This window comes from Streptomyces sp. NPDC033165 (genome assembly GCF_055577965.1).
The window spans coordinates 116300-138606 of sequence record NZ_JBVIPK010000008.1 but is presented as its reverse complement, the minus strand read 5'-3'; the positions used below and the strand labels follow the sequence as shown (position 1 = coordinate 138606).

The window sequence follows — 22307 nt, the reverse complement described above, 5'->3', positions numbered from 1 at the left end:
CGGAACCGCCCACTCTACCGGGCCGGGTATCCGCCGGGTCAGTGCTCCGGGCTGCTCGTGACCAGTTCGGTGAGGACTCCGTGGCAGTCCTTGGGGTGCAGGAACGTGATCCGGGACCCCATCGAACCCGTCCTGGGCTCGTCGTACAGCACCCGGACGCCCTTCTCGCGGATGTCCGCGGCGTCCCCGTCGACGTCCGCCGTACCGAAGGCGATGTGGTGGACGCCCTCCCCGTTCTTCGCCAGCCACTTGCCCACGGCCGAGTCCTCCCGGGTCGGCTCCAGCAGCTGGAGGTACGAAGCCCCGCCGTCCGAGGTCCCGTTGATCTTGAGCATGGCCTCCCGGACACCCTGCTCCTCGTTGATCTCGGTGTGGAACACCTCGAACCCGTACGTGGCACGGTAGAAGTCGACGGTCCTGTCCAGGTCGAAACAGGCGATTCCGATGTGATCGATGCGCGTCAGCATGGACTCAGCATGGCTCCGCGCCCCGGCTCCCGCCACGGTTACGCAACGTGCGCGCGATCACACCGGCAGCCGGATGACGGGCGCGGCACCGCTCAGTACATTCAGGTAAACCCTCGTTCACATCCGATCCCAAGGGGCCGTGCCCATGCCAGCAACGACCGGTACCACCACCTCAGTGATCGTCGCGGGCGCCCGGACGCCCATGGGCCGCCTCCTCGGCTCCCTCAAGAGCTTCTCCGCGGCCGACCTCGGCGGAGTGGCGATCAAGGCCGCCCTGGACCGGGCGGGCATCGGCGGCGACCAGGTCCAGTACGTGATCATGGGCCAGGTGCTCCAGGCGGGCGCGGGCCAGATCCCCGCCCGGCAGGCCGCCGTCAAGGCCGGCATCCCGATGAACGTGCCCGCGCTCACCATCAACAAGGTGTGTCTGTCCGGGCTGGACGCCATCGCCCTGGCCGACCAGCTCATCCGCGCCGGGGAGTTCGACGTCGTGGTCGCGGGCGGCCAGGAGTCCATGACCAACGCCCCGCACCTGCTCCCCAAGTCCCGCGAGGGCTACAAGTACGGCGCGATCGAGATGCTGGACTCGATGGCGCACGACGGCCTCACCGACGCCTACGAGAACATCCCCATGGGCGAGTCCACCGAGAAGCACAACACCCGCCTCGGCCTGGACCGCACCACCCAGGACGCGATCGGCGCCCTCTCCCACCAGCGGGCCGCCGCCGCCCAGAAGAACGGCGTCTTCGAGGCCGAGATCACCCCGGTCGAGATCCCGCAGCGCAAGGGCGACCCGGTCCTGTTCGCCAAGGACGAGGGCATCCGCCCCGAGACGACCGTGGAGTCCCTCGGCAAGCTGCGCCCGGCCTTCGCCAAGGACGGCACGATCACCGCGGGCACCTCCTCGCAGATCTCCGACGGCGCCGCCGCGGTCGTCGTCATGAGCAAGGCCAGGGCCGAGGAGCTCGGCCTCGACTGGATCGCCGAGATCGGCGCCCACGGAAACGTCGCGGGCCCCGACAACTCCCTCCAGTCGCAGCCCTCGGGCGCCATCCGGCACGCCCTGAAGAAGGACGGCCTGACCGTCGAGGACCTCGACCTGATCGAGATCAACGAGGCGTTCGCGGCCGTCGCCGTCCAGTCCATGAAGGACCTGGGCGTCACCTCGGACAAGGTCAACGTCAACGGCGGCGCGATCGCGCTCGGCCACCCCATCGGGATGTCCGGCGCCCGGGTCGTCCTCCACCTGGCCCTGGAGCTGAAGCGGCGTGGCGGCGGCACGGGCGCGGCGGCGCTGTGCGGCGGCGGCGGCCAGGGCGACGCACTGATCATCCGCGTTCCGGGCAAGTAGTACCCGTACGGATTCCAGACCCGTACGGATTCCAGGGCTAGGGCAAGGCGAACGGAGCGGTGAACGTGGACGTGGACGTCCCCACGCTGGTCGAGCAGGCGCGAGCAGGCAGGCCGCGTGCGGTGGCCCGGCTGATCTCGCTGGTGGAGGGGGCGTCCCCGCAACTGCGCGAGGTGATGGCCGCGCTGGCACCGCTGGCGGGCCACGCCTACGTCGTCGGGCTCACGGGCTCGCCCGGCGTCGGCAAGTCCACCTCCACCTCGGCCCTGGTCTCCGCCTACCGCCGGGCGGGCAAGCGGGTCGGCGTCCTCGCCGTCGACCCGTCCTCGCCGTTCTCCGGCGGCGCCCTGCTCGGCGACCGGGTCCGGATGTCGGACCACGCGTCCGACCCCGGCGTCTACATCCGCTCGATGGCCACCCGGGGCCACCTGGGCGGCCTCGCCTGGTCCGCCCCCCAGGCGATCCGGGTGCTGGACGCGGCGGGCTGCGACGTGGTCCTCGTCGAGACGGTCGGCGTCGGCCAGTCCGAGGTGGAGATCGCCTCCCAGGCCGACACCTCCGTCGTCCTGCTCGCCCCCGGCATGGGCGACGGCATCCAGGCGGCCAAGGCCGGAATCCTGGAGATCGGTGACGTCTACGTGGTCAACAAGGCCGACCGCGACGGCGCCGACGCCACCGCCCGCGAGCTGAACCACATGCTGGGCCTCGGCGAATCCCGCGCCCCCGGCGACTGGCGCCCCCCGATCGTCAAGACGGTCGCGGCCCGGGGCGAGGGCATCGACGAGGTCGTGGAAGCCCTGGAGAAGCACCGGGCCTGGATGGAGGAGCACGGAGTCCTGGCCGCCCGCCGCACGGCCCGCGCGTCCCACGAGGTCGAGACGATCGCCGTCACCGCGCTCCGCGAGAGGATCGCCGACCTGCGCGGCGACCGCCGCCTGCACGCCTTGGCGGAGCGCATCGTGGCGGGGGACCTGGACCCGTACGCGGCGGCGGACGAGCTGGTGGCGGGGGTCACGGGGGAGGCCTGAGGCGCTCCTGGGACCCAGCCGGAGAAGAAGCCGCCCGCCGGGCCTGTCCGTCCGGCCTGTCCGTCCCTGACCACCTGCCGGTCAGCGGAGAGCCGGAGCGGGTGTGGCCGTCGGCGGGCCCCGGGGTCTGCGCAGGATTCACCGCACCCCCGGGGCCCGTCGTTCACGCCGTTCTGCGAGACGTCTGCTCACACACGTCAGAAGAGGTCGAGCCGGGCGGACTCGACCGCACCCAGAAGGCGGCACTCACCGGTCTCGCCGTCGACACGCACATAGCCCGTGCCGACGGCCATGTCCCGTGGATCTCCGGTACGAAGAAAGGCGACTGACTGGCAGTCGAAGTAGAAGTACTTCCCCACCTGGGCGCGGTCTCCTTCGGCAACCGCGAAGGCCATGCCCTCGTGGCTGACCTCCCTGTCCAGGAAAGCCTGGGCCAGTACCGCTGCCTCTTCGATTTCCAGCATCAGTCCGTCCTGAGGAGAGAGAAATTCCGCCACGGCGAGAGGCTGGCATGCCCCGACTGCCCGTCCAGGAACACCACGTCCCCCTTGATGTTCACCACGTTGAAGACGTGGGCCTGCCTGCCCTTCTGGCCCTGGACGATACCTCTGGCACCGTGACCCGCGCTCTTGATCTCCTTGACGATCCCGGAGATCGTGGACGCGTCGAACTGCCGCCCCCCGTAAAGGGACTCGATCGGTGTCGTCGGACCTTCCTTGAGGCTTCCTGGTGCCGAGGAGGGAGCTCCCTCGGCCAGGAGCCGGTTGACCGCCACCGCGCAGGCGCGGCAGTTCGCCTCACCGCCCTGGGGGTTGACCAGCGCTCTCAGCTGAGACGTGATGGGAGTCTTGTAGGCGATGCCGCCGTATCCGCGGGTCACACCGCCGCCTCCGGGGCCGAACCGCAGGTTCCCCACCGAGATCGCCGCTGATTCCGGGGCCACGGCGGTCCGCCGCCACCCCGTGAGCCCCCCGATCCCGGTCACGGCGATCTGCTGGGTCAGTTCCTCCGCGGCCTCCCCGTACAGGTCCGCGAGCGCGTCGCAGCCCTGCTGGCGGAGCATGTACTCCGCGCGGTAGAGGCGGTAGGCCGGGCGAACGGGGAGGTACTTGTCGACGAAGGCCCCAGCGCCGCCGTTCTGGCCGGTGAAGGCGCCATGGAGGTCGCCGACGAATTCGAAGGGCATCTTGAGCCCTTGCACGAAGCCGTTGCCGAAGATCTTCAGACCCTCGCCGAGGCTGTCGACATGGCCGTTGCCGTCATCGCCCGGTACGGGGGTCAGCCCGCTCGGGTCGGTGAGGAAGGTGGGCTGGTTGTCGGCGTACGCGTAGGACGAGACGTACGGGGTGGTCAGGGGCCTGGTGGCCGGGTCCGGACGGTCGAAGCGGCCGGTGGCCGGGGTGTACTGGCGGGCGTGCAGGTCCAGGTCGCCGGTGCTGGCCTCGAAGCGGGCGCCGGTGTAGGACGGCGTGCTCGCGGGTGCCCCGGCCGCCGTGGTGTTGAGCACCCGGGTGCCGTACGGGTCGTACGCCCAGCGCTGGTGCAGGGTCCCGTTCGAGCTGGTCACGTCGACCGGCGAGCCCTGGGTGTCGTGGTGGTAGAAGAAGACCGCGCCCGCACCGGTCCTGGTCGAGGCGGGTTGGCCCAGCGGGTCGTAGCGGTAGGACTGCTTGAGCCTCCAGGCGCTGTCGTACTCGGTCGCCAGGATCGGCAGCGGCCCGTTGGGGTCCCACTGGGTGCGGCTGGTGACGGCGCCGTTCCTGGACACGGCGACCTGGTTGCCGCTCGCGTCGTGGTCGTAGGTGTAGCCGGAACCCGCGACGGTGGCGGCGGAGATCCGCCCGGCCAGGTCGTAGGTGTAGGTGTCCGCTCCGGCCTTGGTCCGGTTGCCCTCCGTGTCGTAGGTGTAGGGCGTGGTCGTGGCGCCCGTCGTGGTCGAGATCAGCTGGTCGGCCGCGTCGTAGGCGTACGAGGTCGATGTGGCGCCCAGCGTGGAGGTCAGGCGGTTGCCGACCCCGTCGTATGTGTAGGACGTGGTGCGGCTCGTAGCGCAGCCGGCGACCCAGGGCTGCGGGTAGCAGCCGGAGGTGAGGCGCCCGGCGGCGTCGTACGTCAGGTCCCAGCCGCCCGTGCCGACCCCGGCCCGGGTGACGTCGGTGCGCGTGGGCAGGCCCGCCGCTGACAGGGTCTGCGCGGTCCGGGTGACCGTGGCGCCTTCCTTGACGGAGGTGACGGCCGTCAGCCGGCCGGCCCGGTCGTACGTGCGGTCCTCGGTCTCGGAGTTGGGCAGCGCCGACCTGGTGAGGTGGCCCGCCGGATCCCAGGTGTACGTGGTCGTCGTCGAGTCGGCCTTCATGGTGGCCGTGCGGCCGTCGTCGTCGTAGGTGTACGCGATGGTGTTGCCGTCGGAGTACTTGCGGGTGAGCATCTGCCCGGCGGCGTCGTAGGTGTAGGCGAAGCCGCGGGTCCTGGTGAGGTTGCCGACCGCGTCGTAGCCGAAGTCCTCGGAGATCTTCGCGTTGGCCCGTGCCGTCATCCGTCCGGCGTCGTCGTACCCGAAGGTGACGTCCGGTGTCGCGTCCGAGTAGTCGGTCTTCGTGAGCAGGCCGCGCGGGTCGAAGGTGTGTCCGGTCGAGCCGCGCGGGGTGGTCTTCCCGGTCAGACGGGAGTCGGCGTCGTACGCGTAACTCGTCACCCGGTCCAGCGGGTCGGTGACCGAGGTGAGGCGGCGCGCGTCGTCGTAGCCGTAGACGGTCGCGTGGTCGTTGGCGTCGGTCCGCCGGATCAGGTTGCCGACCGGGTCGTAGCCGTAGGCCGTGACCGCCCCGTCGGGCGCGGTGACGGTGGTGAGCCGGTCCAGGTCGTCGTAGGCGTACGCGGTCCGGCGCCCGTCCGCGTCAGTGCGGCCCGTGACGTTTCCGACCGCGTCGAAACTCGTGCCGCTCGCGCCGCCGAGCGGGTCCTTCACGGAGATCGGGTTGCCCGCCGGGTCGTAGCCGTAGGTGGTGGCGTACTGGGCGGATGCGGCTCCGGCGGCGTTGCCGCGCGGGTCGACGGAGGTGGCCCGGCGGCCGTCGTCGTCGTAGGTCCAGCTCGCCTTGTGGCCCAGGGGCGAGGTGCGGCCGATCAGATGGCCGTCGGCGTCGTAGGCGTACGTCGTGGTCTTCGCGAGCTGGTTCGTGGTGCCGGTCAGCCGGTTGCTCTTGTCGTAGGCGGAGGTGACCGTCTTCCCGAGCGCGTCGGTGACCTTGGTGACGTTGTCGTTGGCGTCGTAGGCGTACCCGGTGGTGTTTCCCAGCGGGTCGGTGACCACCAGCGCCCGGTTGACCGCGTCGTAGGTGGTCGTGGTGGCCTTGCCCGCGGGGTCGGTGACCTTTGTGCGGTTGCCCGCCGCGTCATAGGCGTAACTCGTCGTGTATGCGGCCGGGTTGCCCCCGGCGACGTTCCCGCGCGGCGCGACGGCCGTGAGCATCCGGCCCACCTTGTCGTAGGTGTAGGTGGCCTTGTTGCCGACTGCGTCGGTCTCCGAGGTGAGGCGTCCGCCGGTGTCGTAGGTGCGGACGACGGACTTGCCTGCCGCGTCGGTCGTCCGGGTCAGGTTCCCGGCGTCGTCGTAGGCGTAGCGGGTGGTGTTGCCCGCCGGGTCCTTCGCCGAGGTCAGCTGCTCGGCGCCGTTGTACTCGTAGCGTGTCGTGCGGCCCAGCGGGTCGGTGGCCGAGCTGAGCAGCCCGCGCCCGTCGTAGGCGTACCGCGTGGTGTACGCGGCCGGGTCGGCGCCCGTGACATGGCCGCGCGGGTCCGTCCTGGTCGCGACCCGTCCGGCCGCGTCGTACGTGAACGTCGTCCTGTTGCCCAGCGGCGTGGTGACCGAAGTCCGGTTGCCCGCCGCGTCGTAGCCGTAGGTGGTGGTCTTCCCGCGCGGGGTGGTGACGGTCCGGAGGGCGCCGAGCGCGGTGTAGGTGTAGCGGGTGACACCGCCCATCGGGTCCGTCGTGGACGTCAGCTGGTTCGACGCGTTGTACGCGTACGCCGTCCGGTTGCCGCGGCCGTCGGTGTGGCCGGTGATGTTGCCCGCGCCGTCGTAGGTCCAGCTCTCCTCGTAGCCGAGGGCCGACGGAGCCTTCCGGGTGAGCATCCGGCCGGCGCCGTCGTACGTCATCGTCGTGGTGTTGCCGCGCTGGTCGGTGATGGCGACGGGCCGCAGTTCGCGGTCGTAGTCGTAGGTGACGCTCTTGCCGTAGGGATCGATGGAGGACATCAGGACGTTGCCGGAGTACACATCCGTCCACACGCCCCCGTCGGGGGCCGTGGTGTGCGACTCACGGCTGCCGTCCCGGGTGAAGGTGGTGACCTTGCCCTTCTGGTCGGTCTGGGAGGTGATCCGGCCGGAGGCGTCGTAGACGTTGCGGACCGTCCCGCCCGCAGGGTCGGTGTACGAGGACAGCCGTCGGCCCGAGTCGTAGGCGTACGAGGAGGCCTTGCCCGCCTGGTCGGTCACCGAGGTCAGCAGACCGCCGGTGTAGCCGTACGTCACGGATGTCGCGTCCGGCAGGGCCACCTCGGTCAGCAGGCCGTCGCTGCCGACGGTGAACGTCGTGGTGCGCCCGGAGGCGTCCTTGACGGAGGCGAGCCTGCCGGAGGCGTAGGTCAGGGTCAGTCCCTTTCCGGCCCGGTCCACGAGCGAGGTGAGCCGACCGGTGTCGGAGAAGGTCCGCCGGGTGCGGTCGGGCGTGGTGAGGGTGAAGTCACCGGCGCCCTTGACGAGCGTGGCCGCCGAACCCGCCGGAGCGGTGTACGTCCCGTCGCTCTTCTGCGTGAAGACGAACGACGCCCCGTCATCCGTCCGGTACGTCACCTTCCCCGTCGCGATCGTCAGCTTCGAGTCGTACGGCGTCGCCCACCCGCGCCCCAGCAGGCCGGTGGCGGCCGAGTCGGAACGGTAGGTGCGCTCCAGGGCCAGCGGCACACCCGGACCGACCAGGGAGGCGTCGGTGAACTGCTCGAAGAACATGCCGGTCGCCGTGTTGACCGGGTCCGCGCGGTGCGCCTGTGCGTAGCAGGTGCAGATGCCGGCCTGCGCTCCGGGGATGTCGGGGGTGTAGAAGGCCTCGACCAGGGGAGAGGTGGTGCCGCCCGGACTGGACGTGCCGTCCGTGCCGGTGAGGAAGATCCAGGCGTAGTACTTCGTGCCGTCCTTCAGGTGCCCGCCGAGGGCGCTGCCGCTCCACCAGAAGCACTGGTCGGCCGGGTAGGGGTTCGGGGCCCACCATCCGTAGCACCAGGCACCGTTGTCCAGGTACCGGCCTGTCGGGTCGCCGGTGGACCGCTTGATCTCCTGCTGGTGGACGAAGGTGCCCGCCTCGTCGACGACGTACAGCCACATGCCGGAGTACGAGGACGCCGTGGCGGTGGGCAGCTTGAGCTGTCCGCCGATGGACAGCTTGGCCGGGTAGGCGGTGGCGTACGCGTTGACCCAGACCGGGTTCCCCGTCGCCCGCGCCCCGGGAGGTGCGGCCGCTCTGCCGGCGGACGCGGCTGCCGGGCCCTGCTTCGCGGGTTCCGTGGGCCGGGCGTGGGGCGGTGCGGACGGCTTCCCGGCCGAGGGTTCGATGTAGGCGCGCAGGGGCGATTGTTCGTGGCGCTTCTGCCGTAACCGCTTGCGTCGCTCGTCCTGCGTCATCGCGACGGGCGGCTTCGGGAGGTCTGCGGCCGTCCGCTCCGCGGCCGGGGCGGTGGCCGGGGGAGGAGCAGCGGGCGGCCGGTCCCGGGGCGATGCCCAGGAGGGGGCGGCGCCCGGGAGGGCGAGCAGGGCCAGAGCGAGGGTGGTCGTGAGAAGTCTTCGCGCTTGCGTGCGCACGGTGCATCACCTGTGTGTAGATCGTGAATATGTTCGAGGTGATGCTTGATCCGGGAGCGACGCGGACTAACGCGGAACGCGGGGTACGGCTTGATCGCGGCGGTTCTCCGCTCAGCCTCGCCCGCATGTTCCCTGGTGGCGTGACCAGGGCGTTCGTATGGTGCCGGAGATTGACTTGAACGCGTTTCCGGGGGTGGTGCGCCGACCGTTAACACTGTGGAACGGGCCTGGAAACAGCGCGGAACGGCCCCGCACCGCAGCAGCGATGCGGGGCCTTCGGCCGCGAGGTGGCCGGTGCGTCAGTCGTCGTTCCGGTCGTCCGCGTCCCCGCCCCGGCTGTCCCGGTCGTCGTCATCCCGGTCCACCGTGACCTTGCCGGTCTTCGCGTCGACGCGGAGTTCGTGCTGCTTGCCGTCCTTGCCGGTGATGTCGACGTCCCAGCGCAGGACGTTGCCCCGGCGGCCGTCGTCATCGTCATCGTCGTCGTCCAGCTCGGCCTCGGTGACCGTGCCCGGGACGCTCTTCAGCGCGGCGGCGACGGCCTGGTCGAGGGTGATCCGGGCGGATTCCTTGGCGGCCGGAGCCCGGTCGCCGGGAGCGTCGGCGGTGCTCACCATGCCTGCGCTCCTGGTGGGCGTTCGGTCGCCGTCGTCGTCCGCGAAGGCGACGGTGGCGGCGGCCGTGCCGCCGATCAGGACGGCCGCGGTGATCGCTGCGATGGTGGCGTTGCGCTTCATGAGGTTCCTCCCCGAAGGTCGTCGGGAGCTGGTGTGCTGCTCGACGGGTTCCACACTGCCGACCTCTTGCTGAACGCAGCCTGAAGCCACCTGAAGCCGTCTTCAGGCGGAGTTTGCGAGGCTGTGCGCATGCGCCTGTTGATCGTGGAGGACGAGAAGCGTCTCGCGGTGTCCCTGGCCCGGGGACTGACCGCCGAGGGCTTCGCCGTGGATGTCGTGCACGACGGGCTCGAAGGGCTGCACCGGGCGGGCGGGGGCGGCTACGACCTGGTGATCCTCGACATCATGCTGCCCGGCATGAACGGCTACCGGGTCTGCGCCGCCCTGCGCGCCGCCGGGCACGAGGTGCCGGTCCTCATGCTGACCGCGAAGGACGGCGAGTACGACGAGGCCGAGGGGCTGGACACCGGGGCCGACGACTACCTGACCAAGCCCTTCAGCTACGTCGTCCTCGTCGCCCGGGTGCGGGCCCTGCTGCGCCGCCGCGGGGCCGGAACGGCCGCGCCCGTGCTGACCGTCGGGTCCCTCCGCATCGACACCGCCGCCCGGCGCGTCCACCGGGGCGAGGACGAATACGCCCTCACCGCGAAGGAGTTCGCGGTGCTGGAGCAACTCGCCCTGCGCGCCGGGCAGGTGGTCAGCAAGGCGGAGATCCTGGAGCACGTCTGGGACTTCGCCTACGACGGCGACCCGAACATCGTCGAGGTCTACATCTCCACCCTGCGCCGCAAGCTGGGCGCCGCTTCCATCCGTACGGTGCGTGGCGCCGGTTACCGGCTGGAGGCGCTGTGAGGTCCGTGCGGGCCAGGGCCGCCCTCGGAGCCACCCTGGTCGTCGCCGTCGCCCTGGTCGCGGCCGGGCTCGCCGTCCTCCTCGTCCTGCGGGCCAACCTGACCGACCAGGCGGACCTCCAGGCGGAGGTGGCGGCCCGCGAGGCGGCCGGGCAGCTCGCCCTGGGCACGCCCTACGGCGAACTGGACCTGGACGACGCGGCGGACCATCCGGTCCAGGTCACCGACGAGGAGGGCCGGGTCGTCCTCGTGTCCGAGGAGCTGCGCGCGATCTCCGGTACGGGCTCGGCGGGCGTCACCCCGGTGCCCTCGGCCTCGGCGGGGGCCTCCCCTTCGCCCGATGACGACGACGATGACGATGACGACGACAGCCGCCCCGGGCGCGGCGAGGTCTCCTCCGACGACCCGGACTTCTCCGACGGCACCGCCACCGTGGACCGCACCACCGCCGACTACCGCTTCGCCGCCGTCGAGGCGACCACCCCCGAAGGGGTCACCCTCACGGTGTACGCGGGCGCGCCGCTCGCCGCCGAGCAGGAGGCGGTGAACACGGTGCGCGGGGCCATGCTGACCGGACTGCCGGTCCTGCTGCTGGTCGTCGCCGGGGTGACCTGGCTGGTCACCCGCAGGGCCCTGCGGCCGGTCGAGGGCATTCGCCGCGAGATGGCCGCGATCACCGCGTCCGAGGATCTGGCCCGCCGGGTGCCGGAGCCCGATTCGCGCGACGAGATCGCCCGGCTCGCCCGGACGACGAACGAGACGCTGACGGTCCTGGAGGCGTCGGTGGAGCGGCAGCGCGGGTTCGTCGCGGACGCCTCGCACGAGCTGCGGTCCCCGATCGCCTCGTTGCGCACCCAGCTGGAGGTGGCCGATGCCCACCCGGAGCTGCTGGACCTCCCGGGGGCGGTCGCCGACACCGTACGGCTTCAGGCGCTGGCGGCGGACCTGCTGCTGCTGGCCCGGCTGGACGCGGGGGAGAAGCCGGGAGCCGCGCGGCTTGAGGCGGGGGCGCTCGTCCGCGAGGAGGTGTCCCAGCGGACCGGGGACCGTATCCCGGTGACGGTGGAGGTGGCCGAAGGCGGGGCGTTCGAGGTGGACGGGTCGCGCGGGCAGCTGGCCCGGGTGGTCGGCAACCTGCTGGACAACGCGCAGCGGCACGCCGAGGAGGCGGTCGTGGTGTCGGTGGCGGCCGACGGGCACGGGGTGCGGGTGGAGGTCCGGGACGACGGGGCGGGCGTTCCCGAGGGCGAGCGCGAGCGGATCTTCGAACGGTTCGTCCGGCTCGACACCGCCCGCAGCCGGGACGACGGCGGCGCGGGCCTGGGCCTCGCCATCGCCCGGGACGTCGCAGCCCGCCACGGCGGGACGCTGACGGTCCACCGGGCGACGGAGGGGGGCGCGGCCTTCCGGCTGTGGCTGCCCCGCCCGGCCTGAAGGACCGGGCCGGGCGCCGCGTCCGGCTCCCGCACCCGGGCGGCTACACCTTGCCGCGCTTGCCGCGCAGGTGTTCCGCGATCGGACTCAGGGCCGCGTGCAGGTCGGCGAGGGCCTCGGGGGGCAGCAGGTCCATGAAGTGCCGCCGCACCGAGGCGACATGGTGCGGGGCGACCTCGCGCATGGTCTCCGAGCCGTGGTCGGTGAGGACGGCGTACAGTCCGCGGCGGTCCGACTCGCAGTGCGTACGGCGCACGAGCCCCGCGGTCTCCATGCGGGTGATCTGGTGCGAGAGCCGGCTCTTGGACTGGAGCGTGGCGGCGGCGAGGTCGCTCATCCGCATCCGCTGGTCGTCCGACTCGGAGAGGTTGACCAGGATCTCGTAGTCGTTCATGGTCAGGCCGAACGGCTGGAGGTCCTTCTCCAGTTGGTGCATCAGCAGCCTGCTGACGTCCAGGTGGGTGCGCCAGGCGCACTGCTCCGTGTCGCTCAGCCAGCGGGTGGCCGTCTCGGTCTCCATATATGGATTCTACCTAAGAAGTTGAAAGCCGGACGAAATGAGGACGTGTGACGACCGGCGCCTCCGGTCCGCCGGAGTGCCCAGGGGGCCGTCGGCAAGCACCGACGGTTGGGCGCAGGCGTTCGATGTCACACTCCGCAGACTACCGCTCACAAACCGAAGCGACGCTGGAGGTCCCCCAGCTGGCCGGGCATGCGCGGTCCGGACCCGGGTTGACCCCCGCCACCGGGAACGCCCGGCGCGTCCGGCAGCGCGCCCGTGGCCTGCTCCGCCATCAGCGCCTCGCTGGACTGCAGCAGCACCGTCCCCGCCCCGACGAACTCGAACTGGTGCTCCTCGCCCGAGGTCCCGCCGATCCCCGTCAATGACCGGATTCCGCCCATCACGCCCGTCATGTAGCCGTGGTCGTAGTGGTGGCAGGGTGAGGGGCAGTCGGCCCAGCCCACCAGCGCCTGCGGGTCGACCCGCAGCGGCGGCTCCATGAACACCACCGGGCCGTTCGACGCGGCCACGAACTTCCCCGTCCCGATCAGCGTCACGAACCCCGGCACGATCGACTGCTTCAGCGCGAGCGACGGCTCGTACGCCAGCAGGTTCCCGGACCGGATCGTCAGGTTCCCGTCGTCCAGGTCGAAGGAGTTCACATCGAAGGCCCGGTCGGCCAGCAGCATCTTCCCGCTGCCCTCGGCCACCACCCAGTCGCTCGCGTGCAGCGGCGAGTGGAAGCTCGTGCGCACCAGCCGCTCGAACCGGCCGTGCCCGATCCCGTCGAAGTCGATCTGCCCGTAGTAGGCGATCATCTTGCCCTTCTGGAGGAACCACCGGCTCCCCTTGAGCTCCACGCAGAAGGTGTAGGAGTTGACGTTGTCGTCCGACGGCAGCGTCATCGGATCGAAGACCACGGGCGCGCTCACAGCTTCTCCTCGGATGCCTGGACGTACACCGCGCCGCTCCCGCTCAGCTCCAGCTGGAACGCCTCGCCGGACCCCCGCCCCACCATGTCCCGCCAGCCGACCGCCGTGGACAGCTTGTTGCGGACCTCCCCGTGGTGGGCGACATAGGCCTGCGGGTCCACATGGACGTCCCGGCCCGGGGTGATCGGCAGCTCGATCACCCCGCCGTGCGCCATCACCGCGACCGCGCCGTGGCCCTTGAGCGTCGTGGTGAACAGGCCCTGGCCGGTCACCTGGCCGCGGACCATGCCCATCACCCCGCCCTGCGAGCCCATGAACATCGTGCCCTGCTGGAGGGAGCCGTCGAAGGCGAGGAGGCGGTCGGCCTCCACGTAGAGGGTGTCGCCGGACAGGCTGATCACCTGGATGTGGTGGCCGCCGTGGCCGAACATCACCGTGCCCGAGCCCTCGACCGTCATCAGCGGTGTCGCCTCGCCCGCCACCCGGCGGCCGATCATCGAGGCGAAGCCGCCCTGGCCGCCCTGGATGTTCGGGGTGAACGACACCTCGCCCCGGTAGGCCAGCATCGCGCCGCGCTGGCTGAACAGCTTCTGGCCCGGGGCCACCGTGGCCTCGACCATCTTGGAGTTGATCTCCCGGAACGGCATCAGACATCGCCCCCGACCGTGTTGCGCTCGCTCGGCTGTACGTAGACCAGGCCGTCGCCCTCGAAGCGCATCTGGAACGCCTCGCCCGAACCCTCGCCCATCAGTGTCCGGAAGTTCACCCCGCTCTGGAGCTGCTGGCGCAGATCGCCCTGGTGGGCGATGTACGCGGCGGGGTCGACCATCAGCGGGTACTGCGGGGACACCCGCAGCAGCACCGCCTGCCCCTCCGACATGATCGCCGCCTGGCCCGTGCCCTCCACGGTGGTGGTGAACAGGCCGTTGCCGCTCGCCCCGCCGCGCAGCCCGGTGAACGTCGTCCCCGTGCGCAGCCCGGCGTCGGTGGCCAGCAGATTGCTCGCCTCCACGTACAGCTTCTCGCCGTGCAGCGCGACGAGATTGATCTCGCTCGCCCGGTCGGCGAAGTAGCAGGTGCCCTGTCCGGACACCTCCATCACGGTCATCTGCTCGCCGGTGAGACGGCGGGTCACCATGCCGCGCAGTCCCTCACCGCCGCCGGTCATCTTCTTGAACGTCATCCGGCCGTCGTACGCGACCATCGAGCCGTTCTTCGCCTTGACGGCATCGCCCGTCAGATCGACGGCGAGCGTCTTGCTGCCTTGGAGTCGGAACATCGCCACCCGACGAAGGTAGCCGCCCGCTCGCCGCCCCGGACACCCCCCACGGAACCGTTACGCCCCTGATGCTCCCCTGATGCACACCCGCACCGGCCCTGATATGCGGCGATACGCGCGCCCGGGGAGGGGTGGGCCCCGGCGGCCGGGGCCCACCGGCGCGATGCCACAATGGGAGCGGCTTGTGCCCGCTTTCACAAGCCCGTACGGCCCCTCCCGCCCACACGACCCCCTCCCACCGAAGGTGCCCCTGTGGACATCAAGACCGCTTCCGCCCTGCACCGGCTGCGCCTCATCTCGATTCCCGAGGCGCTGTCCTTCCCCGCCCTGATCCTCTTCGGTTCGATCCTCAGCCGGGTCTCGGACATCGACTTCCTGATGATGCCGCTCGGCATGATCCACGGCATCCTCTTCGTGGTCTACGCCGTGTTCCTGCTCGACGTCTGGATGAAGGCCAAGTGGCCGCTCAAGCGCGTCGCCCTCTTCTTCGTCCTGTCCCTGATCCCCTTCGGCGGCCTCTACGGCGACAAGCTCCTCAAGGGGTACGAGGCCGACGGTGTCATCGCCGCCCGCGCACGCCGCGAGGGCACGGTCAGCGCATGATCGTCGCGTTCTCGGTCTCCCCGCTGGGCGTCGGTGAGGACGTCGGCGAGTACGTCGCCGACGCCGTTCGGGTCGTCCGTGAGTCCGGACTGCCCAACCGCACCGACGCGATGTTCACCTCCATCGAGGGGGAGTGGGACGAGGTCATGGACGTGGTCAAGCGCGCCGTCGCCGCCGTCGAAGCCCGCGCGGGACGTGTCTCCCTGGTACTGAAGGCCGACATCAGGCCCGGTGTCACCGACGGTCTGACCTCGAAGGTCGAGATCGTGGAGCGCCATCTCGCCCCCTGACGCGCCGTCCGCTCGGCCACGCCCCGCGTTCACCCGATAAGCCCCCGGAACCACACGGCCGGGGGCTTTTCCGGTGCCGGATCAAAAACCGCTCACTCGGACCTGCCAAGTCGACACGCCGTTAGCCGTCGCCTTCTGTGGGGATATCAACCCGTTCGACAGTGGGAGGCACGGTGCGGTCGGAGGGCTACGACTACGACACCTACAGCCGGCTCGCGGGTCCGCTCACCGAGCCGGACCCGACGGGATACCGCGTGCGGTACAAGAGCCTGCTCTCGACGGAGAAGCACCGAATAAGGGCCGTCCTGCTCATGACCCTGGCCCCGGTGCTCACCGCCACCCTGATGCTCTACCTGGTCTGGCCCACGCACTGGACCGAGCGCGAGAACGGGGAACGCTGGCTCGTCGTCGCCGACACCGTGATGCTGGTCTCGATCGGCCTGATCGGGTTCTTCATGCTGGTCAACGTGGTCTCCATCGCGCACGCCACACTGGTCGCCCGGGACCCGGTCCCGGTGACGCCCGAGCCCGGCACCCGCGTCGCCTTCCTCACCACGTACGTCCCCGGCAAGGAACCGCTCTCCATGGTCCGCGCCACCCTCCAGGGGGCCGTGCGGCTGACGCACTGCGGTCCGCTGGACGTCTGGCTGCTCGACGAGGGCGACGACCCCGGGGCCCGGATGCTCTGCGCGGAGCTGGGCGTGCACCACTTCACCCGGCGAGGGGTCCCCGAGTGGAACCGCGAGAAAGGCGCCCACAAGGCCAGGACGAAGCACGGCAACTACAACGCCTGGATCGCGCTGCACGGCGGCGACTACGACTTCTTCGCCTCCGTCGACACCGACCACGTGCCGATGCCCAACTTCCTGGAACGGATGATGGGCTACTTCCGCGACCCGGACGTCGCCTTCGTCGTCGGACCGCAGGTCTACGGGAACTACGACATGGCCGTCACCAAGGCCGCCGAGTCGCAGCAGTTCCTCTTCCACGCGCTCATCCAGCGCGCGGGCAACCGCTACGGCGCCCCGATGTTCGTCGGCACCAACAACGTCGTCCGCATCGCCGCCCTGCGCCAGGTCGGCGGCCTGTACGACTCGATCACCGAGGACATGGCGACCGGTTTCGAGATCCACCGCCGCCGCAACCCCCTCACCGGGCGCTACTGGCGTTCGGTCTACACCCCCGACGTGCTGGCCGTCGGCGAGGGGCCCTCCTCCTGGACGGACTTCTTCACCCAGCAGCTGCGCTGGTCGAGGGGGACGTACGAGACGCTGTTCAAGCAGTACGGCAAGGCGCTGTTCCGGGTCCCGCCCGGCCGCCTGTTCAGCTACTCGCTGATGCTCGTCTACTACCCGATGACCGCCGTCAACTGGCTGCTCGGCGTGCTGAGCTGTGTGCTGTTCCTCTGGTTCGGGGCGTCCGGCACCCAGGTCGCCGCCTCCATCTGGCTGATGCTCTACAGCGACGCCGCCGCCCTCCAGATCGGCCTCTACCTCTGGAACCGCCGCCACAACGTCTCGCCGCACGAACCCGAGGGCTCCGGCGGACTCGCCGGCATGGCCATGTCCGCGCTCTCGGCGCCGATCTACCTGAAGTCGCTGGGCTCCGCCGTCCTGCGCACCGACGGACGGTTCGTCGTCACACCCAAGGGCGGCCAGACCTCCCCGGACCGGCTGCTCACCTTCCGTATCCACCTCTTCTGGGCCGCGGTCCTGCTGTCCTCGCTCGCCGCGTCGGTCTACCTCGACCACACCCATGTGGCGATGCGGACCTGGGCCACGCTGGGCCTGGCGATATCCCTCGCCCCGGTCGCCGTGTGGGCCTGGACCAACTGGCAGGACAAGCGTGCCGCGGCCCCGAGCGGGGTCCTCGCCCCGGCGCCCCCGCTGCCCGAACCCGCCTACGTCACCACCGCGCCGGCCCCGTCGGCGACCACCACCGCGACGGCGGGTACCACCGCCACCACCACCGCAGGAGGGAACTGAGCCATGGCCTACCGGCCCTCGAAGAAGATGAAGAAGACACTCCTGGGCGGCGGCGCGGTGGTGCTCCTCGCCGGGCTGAACGCCCCCGCCGCACTCTCCTTCGCCGAGGACAGGTACCACGCGTACAAGATCGACCAGCCGGCCTACAAGGCGGAGTACGGCTCCTGGGAGCGGGTGGACATCCCGAAGGACTACCGCACCAACGCGATCCACGCGGCGCTCCTGCACACCGGGAAGGTGCTGATCGTCGCGGGCTCCGGCAACGACCAGAAGCACTTCGACGAGGGCACCTTCGACACGGTGCTGTGGGACCCGGCCGAGAACACCTTCCAGAGGATCCCCACCCCCGAGGACTTCTTCTGCGGCGGCCACGCCCAGCTGCCCGACGGGCGCCTCCTGATCGCGGGCGGCACCGCCCGCTACGAGGTGCTCGACGACAAGGTGCAGCGGGCCGGGGGCGGCATGCGGGTCAAGAACGAGAACCCGGACAAGCCCCTGAAGCTGAAGAAGGGCACGGTCTTCCGCTCGCCCTCCGGCGTCGAGTACGTCGCCAAGTTCGACGTCACCGTCCCCAAGGCCAAGCGCGAGTTCGAGGTCACGTACTTCAAGAACGGCCAGATGAAGCCGTGGAAGACCAAGGTGACCGCGGCGGAACAGCGGGTCTTCGTCGAGGCGGTGAAGGACGGCCCCGAGTCGGTCACGACCGACGCCGCGCAGTACGAGATCGTCGGCCTGAAGGGCAAGGAGGCCGACAACTCGTACGGGCTCGCCGAGAAGATCACCATGGACAAGCAGGACTTCCAGGGTATCCGGGCCGCCTACGAGTTCGACCCGACGGCCGAGAAGTACATCCCGGTCGACCCGATGAGGGAGGCCCGCTGGTATCCCACGCTGGTCGGCCTGGAGGACGGCAAGGTGCTGGCCGTGTCCGGGCTCGACGACGTCGGCGAGATCCTGCCGGGCGACAACGAGATCTACGACCCGAAGACCAAGAAGTGGTCCAAGGGCCCGTTCCAGTACTTCCCGACCTACCCGGCGCTCTTCCTCACCAAGGGCGGCAAGCTCTTCTACCCGGGGGCGAACGCCGGTTACGGCCCCGCCGACAAGGGGCGCGACCCGGGGATCTGGGACCTGAAGAAGAACACCTTCACCAAGGTTCCCGGGCTGACCGACACCGACGAGCTGGAGACGGCCGCCTCGCTGATGCTGCCGCCCGCGCAGGACCAGAAGGTGATGGTGCTGGGCGGCGGCGGGGTGGGCGAGTCCAAGAAGTCCACCGCCCGCACCGCCGTCATCGACCTCAAGCAGGACAGTCCGGCCTTCCGCCCCGGCCCCGATCTGCCGCAGGGCACGCGCTATCTGAACAGCGTGATCATGCCGGACGACACCGTCTTCACCAGCGGCGGCTCGAAGGACTACCGGGGCCGCGGGGAAAGCAACATCCTCAAGGCGCAGACCTACGACCCGAAGACCAACTCCTTCAAGGAGGCGGCCGAGCCGACGGTGGGCCGCAACTACCACTCCGAGGCGCTGCTGCTGCCCGACGGGAGGGTGGTGACCTTCGGCTCCGACTCGCTCTACGGCGACAAGGACAACACCAAGCTCGGCAAGTTCGAGCAGCGCATGGAGGTCTACACCCCGCCCGCCCTGCACCGGGGCAAGGACAGGCGCCCGGTGATCGGGGACGGCCCGAAGGACGCCGAGCGCGGCGCGACGATCACCTTCGAGAGCGCCGACGCGGACCGGATCGCGACGGCCCGGCTGATGCGGCCGAGCGCGGTCACGCACACGACGGACGTGGAGCAGCGCTCCATCGAGCTGGGGCTGGAGAAGGGGGAGGGCGAGGTGAGCGTGAGCGTGCCGGACGACGCCACGCTGGTGCCGCCCGGCTGGTACATGCTCTTCGTCACCGACACCGACGGCGTCCCCTCCGTGGCGAAGTGGGTCAAGGTCGCCTGAGGGGGCGGTTCGCGAGGTGATGTCCCCTTCTGGATAAGGCCGGGGAAGGGCTGCTGGACACCGTGTTCGTCGGATACCGCTTCCCGGTGAAGCTGCCGGTCCCGGCCTCCCGCGGGCGGTGACCACAGGCCCTCGGAACGTGCGGAATGCGCGCGACCCCCGATGACGCGAGGTCGCCGGTTCCATGCCCCTTTGCGGGACGTCGGCCCGGGAGGGGGCGGGCGGGACGCGCGGTCGTCGTGGTGACGTGGGACCGCGCGTCCAGCCCGATCGCCCGGCCCGCGGGGCGGGTGGGGTCAGCGGCCGACGAGGGATTCCCAGAGTCGGACCGTGACCTCGTCGAGCCGGGCGAACCGCTCGTTGATGCGGCCCAGGACGGACGGCGCGGCAGTGGCCTCGTAGCGCAGGGCGAGGACGCCCATGGCCTGCCAGTGACGCATGGCTTCCTCGTGGAGGGCCGTCGTATCCTCACCGGCCCCCGCGTCCGCGAGGGAACGGCCCATCAGGACGAGGCTGGGCACCGCGTACAGGACCGAACTGTGGTGGAACAGGCGGCGGGCGCCGATCGCGGCCTGTTCCCGGGTGCCCGCGAAGCAGGCGGCGGACAGGTCCCGGTAGCGGTTGATCGCGCCGCGGAACCGTTCCTCGGCGAAGAACCGCCGAGCCTGTTCGGCCAGCACACCGTCCAGCCCGCCGTCGCCCGCCCCCTCACCCGGGCCGGCCGCCGCCAGGGTGTCGGTGGCCGCGTAGAAGAAGCCCATCCCGTCGTGGGACTCGGTCCTGATGTGGTCGGTCGTTGCGCGGACCAGGTCCTCGATGGACAGACGGGCCCGGCAGCTGAACGGCTTGGGGCCGACGACCAGCGTGTCCAGCACGTCTACATGCCGGCGGTCCTCGGAGACCCCCTCGATCAGCACGGCGTGCAGGTAGGGCGCGTTCCCGGTGTACACGTCCGCGTAGCCGAGGTGGGCCGTGTTCACCCACACCACCACGCCTTTGAACTCCGCCAACAACCGGACGAGTTGGGCGCCCATGGCCGCAGGTTCGATCGGGATGGTGTGCACCTTGAAGCCGGACCGCGTCATGCCGAGCGCGCCGGCTTCCTCGACCGGGAAGATGTATTCGGGGTAGCCGCCCTCGTCCAGCCCGGCCTGGAACAGATAGCCGTTCCCCCGCTCGAATATCGCCTGTTCGGCGACGGGGCGGCCCAGTACGGTTGCGAGCGCGGAGTACCCGCCCGTCAGACAGTTGACCGCGGTGGTGTCGTACCGCTCAAGGATGCGGCTCTGCGCGCCGTGCGTCTCCTGTGTCATCGGGTCCGCAACTCCAGCGTGCAGCACTTCACACTGCCGCCCGCCTTGAGGAGCTCCGCCAGGTCCACGCCGATCGGCTCGAAGCCGCGCTCCCGCAGGCGGGCCTGCAGGCCGGTGGCCGCCTTGGGGAGCAGCACGTGGAGCCCGTCGGAGAGCGCGTTCAGGCCGAATACCGCGGCGTCCTCGTCGGTCGCCAGGATGGCGTCCGGGAACATCTCGCGGAGCACCGACCGGCTGCCCTCCGAGAAGGCCGGCGGGTAGTACATCACCTCGTCGTCGGAGAGCACGGCGATGGCGGTGTCCAGGTGGTAGTAGTCCGGGTTCACCAGCTTCAGGGAGGTGACCGGCAGGCCGAAGAACTCCTGTGCCTCGAAGTGCGAACGGGGGTCGGTGCGGAAGCCGGTGCCGGCCAGCAGGCGGCGCCCCACGGTGAGGATGTCGCCCTCGCCCTCGTTGATGAACTCGGGCCACAGGATGTCCTCGTACCCCTGCTGCTGGAACCAGGACAGGTACGCCGGACCCTCGGCGGTGCGCTCGGCGTGCCGGAAGCGCGCGCCGAACACCTTGCCGTCGACGACGGTGGCACCGTTGGCCGCGAACACCATGTCGGGAAGTCCGGGCAGCGGATCTATCTCCACGACCGTGTGGCCCAGTTCGCGGTACAGGTCCCGCAGGCCCTCCCACTGGCTCAGCGCCAGCGAGTTGTCCACGGGTTTCTCCGGGTGCATCCAGGGGTTGATGGAGTAGGAGACCTCGAAGTGGCTCGGCCGGCACATCAGGAATCGGCGCGGCACCGCCGTGCGTGTACGGGAGGTCCGGTCGGCGTGCTGGTTGTCGGGCATGAGTTCAACTTCCCAGGTGAGGGCGGTCGGAAGGTTACGTGATGACGTGGTGACGTCGAGGGTCCCGGGCCGGCGCGGACTCGTGGTCCGCGTCGGTGTACCGGTCGGAGAGGAGTACGGGTGGGGTGCGGCCGACGGCGGCGGCCAGCAGGGTGCGGTCGGGGGCGGCCCATTCGAGGAAGTACCGGCCCCCGCACCTCTCGGGGAACGCGTCGAAGACGTCGGCACCGGCCGCTGCGCCGGCACCGGCGAGGACGGAGCCGCGGCTGCGGCCGAGGCCGGTATCGGGGGTCGGGTCCGTGCCGGTGAGGTCGCTGTCACGCAACCTGCCCAGCGCTGTGGCCCCGACTTTGACCAGGGCCTCTTTGCGCACCCAGTAGCGCAGGAAGGTCCATGGGGGATCGTCGGAGTCCAGGACCGTCTCCAGTTCGCGTGCGCTGAGCACGCGGCGCGCGATCGCAGGCGTGAAGCCGGCGCCGGCTGTCTCCTCCACGTCCACGCCCACCTCGCCCCGGCCAGCGGCCGCGGCGACGGCGCCCCGCGTGTGGGAGAGGCTGATCCCCACGTCGGGGTGGTCCGGCAGGAACGGTTTGCCGTGGTCGTCGGCCGCGCACTGCGCGCACTCCTGACGGACCACCAGGGTCTGCGCCGGGACGCCGATGAACCGGGCGGCGCACAGACGCACCAGGACGTGCGCCGCGACGAAGTCCTGACGCGCTCCGGGGGACGTCAGCCGTTCCAGCCGACCCCGCTCCTGTCGGGTCAGTGGTATCGAAGGGGCCCTGCGCAGCAGTTCCGCGCTCCGGCGGACCACCACCAGCGGCCCCGCCGGTTCCCCGCCCGCTCCCGACCCGCTGGCCGCGGGCCCTTCCCGTCCTACGTGCATTCCCCCGCCTTGCTTCCGTGCCCGTCCGCCGCCCCGACGGCGGATCCTTCC

Annotated in this window: 19 protein-coding genes; 8 read left to right on the top strand and 11 right to left on the bottom strand. The window is 70.7% G+C overall.

All coding sequences use genetic code 11. The features are described 5' to 3' along the window. Positions 1–38: 38 nt before the first annotated feature. Complete coding sequence (gene mce, locus ACZ5WC_RS20415; RefSeq protein ID WP_468542128.1) at positions 39–467, bottom strand: methylmalonyl-CoA epimerase; 429 nt, start codon at positions 465–467, stop codon at positions 39–41. Positions 468–612: 145 nt separating this feature from the next. On the opposite strand from mce, the gene ACZ5WC_RS20410 reads away from it, so the two are divergent. Together ACZ5WC_RS20410 and meaB are read left to right on the top strand one after the other, a co-directional pair. Beyond that, the gene (locus ACZ5WC_RS20410) at positions 613–1818 is read left to right on the top strand and encodes an acetyl-CoA C-acetyltransferase (RefSeq protein WP_468542127.1); all 1206 of its coding nucleotides are present in this window, start codon (positions 613–615) and stop codon (positions 1816–1818) included. A gap of 59 nt (positions 1819–1877) precedes the next feature. Continuing rightward, positions 1878–2846 (top strand): methylmalonyl Co-A mutase-associated GTPase MeaB, encoded by a 969-nt coding sequence (gene meaB / locus ACZ5WC_RS20405; RefSeq protein WP_468542126.1) that lies wholly within the window; start codon positions 1878–1880, stop codon positions 2844–2846. A 197-nt stretch (positions 2847–3043) separates the two neighbouring features. On the opposite strand, the gene ACZ5WC_RS20400 is transcribed toward meaB, so the two are convergent. From ACZ5WC_RS20400 to ACZ5WC_RS20390, 3 genes are all read right to left on the bottom strand, one after another. Beyond that, positions 3044–3310, bottom strand: coding sequence for a hypothetical protein (locus tag ACZ5WC_RS20400; RefSeq protein WP_468542125.1), 267 nt, complete (start codon positions 3308–3310; stop codon positions 3044–3046). Beyond that, complete coding sequence (locus ACZ5WC_RS20395; protein WP_468542299.1) at positions 3310–8526, bottom strand: DUF6531 domain-containing protein; 5217 nt, start codon at positions 8524–8526, stop codon at positions 3310–3312. Before ACZ5WC_RS20395 ends, ACZ5WC_RS20400 begins: the two co-directional genes overlap by 1 nt. A gap of 476 nt (positions 8527–9002) precedes the next feature. Beyond that, positions 9003–9440: a PepSY domain-containing protein gene (locus ACZ5WC_RS20390; protein WP_468542124.1), complete on the bottom strand. Its 438-nt coding sequence runs from the start codon at positions 9438–9440 to the stop codon at positions 9003–9005. A 129-nt stretch (positions 9441–9569) separates the two neighbouring features. Between ACZ5WC_RS20390 and ACZ5WC_RS20385 the strand changes: the two genes are divergently transcribed. Both ACZ5WC_RS20385 and ACZ5WC_RS20380 read left to right on the top strand, forming a co-directional pair. Then, entirely contained in the window at positions 9570–10232 is a 663-nt protein-coding gene (locus ACZ5WC_RS20385; RefSeq protein ID WP_468542123.1) for a response regulator transcription factor, read from the top strand. Beyond that, entirely contained in the window at positions 10229–11665 is a 1437-nt protein-coding gene (locus tag ACZ5WC_RS20380) for a sensor histidine kinase (protein WP_468542122.1), read from the top strand. The genes ACZ5WC_RS20385 and ACZ5WC_RS20380 overlap by 4 nt, the downstream gene beginning before the upstream one ends. A gap of 43 nt (positions 11666–11708) precedes the next feature. On the opposite strand, the gene ACZ5WC_RS20375 is transcribed toward ACZ5WC_RS20380, so the two are convergent. The 4 genes from ACZ5WC_RS20375 to ACZ5WC_RS20360 form a co-directional block, all read right to left on the bottom strand. After that, the gene (locus ACZ5WC_RS20375) at positions 11709–12185 is read right to left on the bottom strand and encodes a MarR family winged helix-turn-helix transcriptional regulator (protein WP_468542121.1); all 477 of its coding nucleotides are present in this window, start codon (positions 12183–12185) and stop codon (positions 11709–11711) included. 149 nt (positions 12186–12334) lie between these two features. Then, positions 12335–13099: an AIM24 family protein gene (locus ACZ5WC_RS20370; protein ID WP_468542120.1), complete on the bottom strand. Its 765-nt coding sequence runs from the start codon at positions 13097–13099 to the stop codon at positions 12335–12337. Then, positions 13096–13746: an AIM24 family protein gene (locus tag ACZ5WC_RS20365; RefSeq protein WP_468542119.1), complete on the bottom strand. Its 651-nt coding sequence runs from the start codon at positions 13744–13746 to the stop codon at positions 13096–13098. The genes ACZ5WC_RS20370 and ACZ5WC_RS20365 overlap by 4 nt, the downstream gene beginning before the upstream one ends. Then, complete coding sequence (locus ACZ5WC_RS20360) at positions 13746–14378, bottom strand: AIM24 family protein (protein WP_468542298.1); 633 nt, start codon at positions 14376–14378, stop codon at positions 13746–13748. The genes ACZ5WC_RS20365 and ACZ5WC_RS20360 overlap by 1 nt, the downstream gene beginning before the upstream one ends. Positions 14379–14630: 252 nt before the next feature. On the opposite strand from ACZ5WC_RS20360, the gene ACZ5WC_RS20355 reads away from it, so the two are divergent. The 4 genes from ACZ5WC_RS20355 to glxA all read left to right on the top strand — a co-directional run bounded on the left by ACZ5WC_RS20355 (position 14631) and on the right by glxA (position 19215). Then, positions 14631–14981, top strand: a complete 351-nt coding sequence (locus tag ACZ5WC_RS20355; protein ID WP_468542118.1) for a DUF3817 domain-containing protein — start codon at positions 14631–14633, stop codon at positions 14979–14981. After that, the gene (locus ACZ5WC_RS20350; RefSeq protein ID WP_468542117.1) at positions 14978–15271 is read left to right on the top strand and encodes an MTH1187 family thiamine-binding protein; all 294 of its coding nucleotides are present in this window, start codon (positions 14978–14980) and stop codon (positions 15269–15271) included. The genes ACZ5WC_RS20355 and ACZ5WC_RS20350 overlap by 4 nt, the downstream gene beginning before the upstream one ends. Positions 15272–15444: 173 nt before the next feature. Beyond that, on the top strand, positions 15445–17256 hold the full coding sequence (locus ACZ5WC_RS20345) for a glycosyltransferase family 2 protein (RefSeq protein ID WP_468542116.1): 1812 nt from the start codon (positions 15445–15447) through the stop codon (positions 17254–17256). 3 nt (positions 17257–17259) lie between these two features. Next, positions 17260–19215, top strand: coding sequence for a radical copper oxidase GlxA (glxA, locus tag ACZ5WC_RS20340; RefSeq protein ID WP_468542115.1), 1956 nt, complete (start codon positions 17260–17262; stop codon positions 19213–19215). Between the two features lie 296 nt (positions 19216–19511). On the opposite strand, the gene ACZ5WC_RS20335 is transcribed toward glxA, so the two are convergent. The 3 genes from ACZ5WC_RS20335 to ACZ5WC_RS20325 are packed head-to-tail and all read right to left on the bottom strand — an operon-like array spanning position 19512 to position 22256. Continuing rightward, the gene (locus ACZ5WC_RS20335; protein ID WP_468542114.1) at positions 19512–20528 is read right to left on the bottom strand and encodes a hypothetical protein; all 1017 of its coding nucleotides are present in this window, start codon (positions 20526–20528) and stop codon (positions 19512–19514) included. Continuing rightward, positions 20525–21370 (bottom strand): dimethylargininase, encoded by an 846-nt coding sequence (gene ddaH / locus ACZ5WC_RS20330; RefSeq protein WP_468542113.1) that lies wholly within the window; start codon positions 21368–21370, stop codon positions 20525–20527. The genes ACZ5WC_RS20335 and ddaH overlap by 4 nt, the downstream gene beginning before the upstream one ends. Positions 21371–21404: 34 nt before the next feature. Next, a complete protein-coding gene (locus tag ACZ5WC_RS20325; protein WP_468542112.1) occupies positions 21405–22256 on the bottom strand; it encodes a 4'-phosphopantetheinyl transferase family protein in 852 nt (283 codons plus the stop codon). Positions 22257–22307 lie beyond the last annotated feature (51 nt).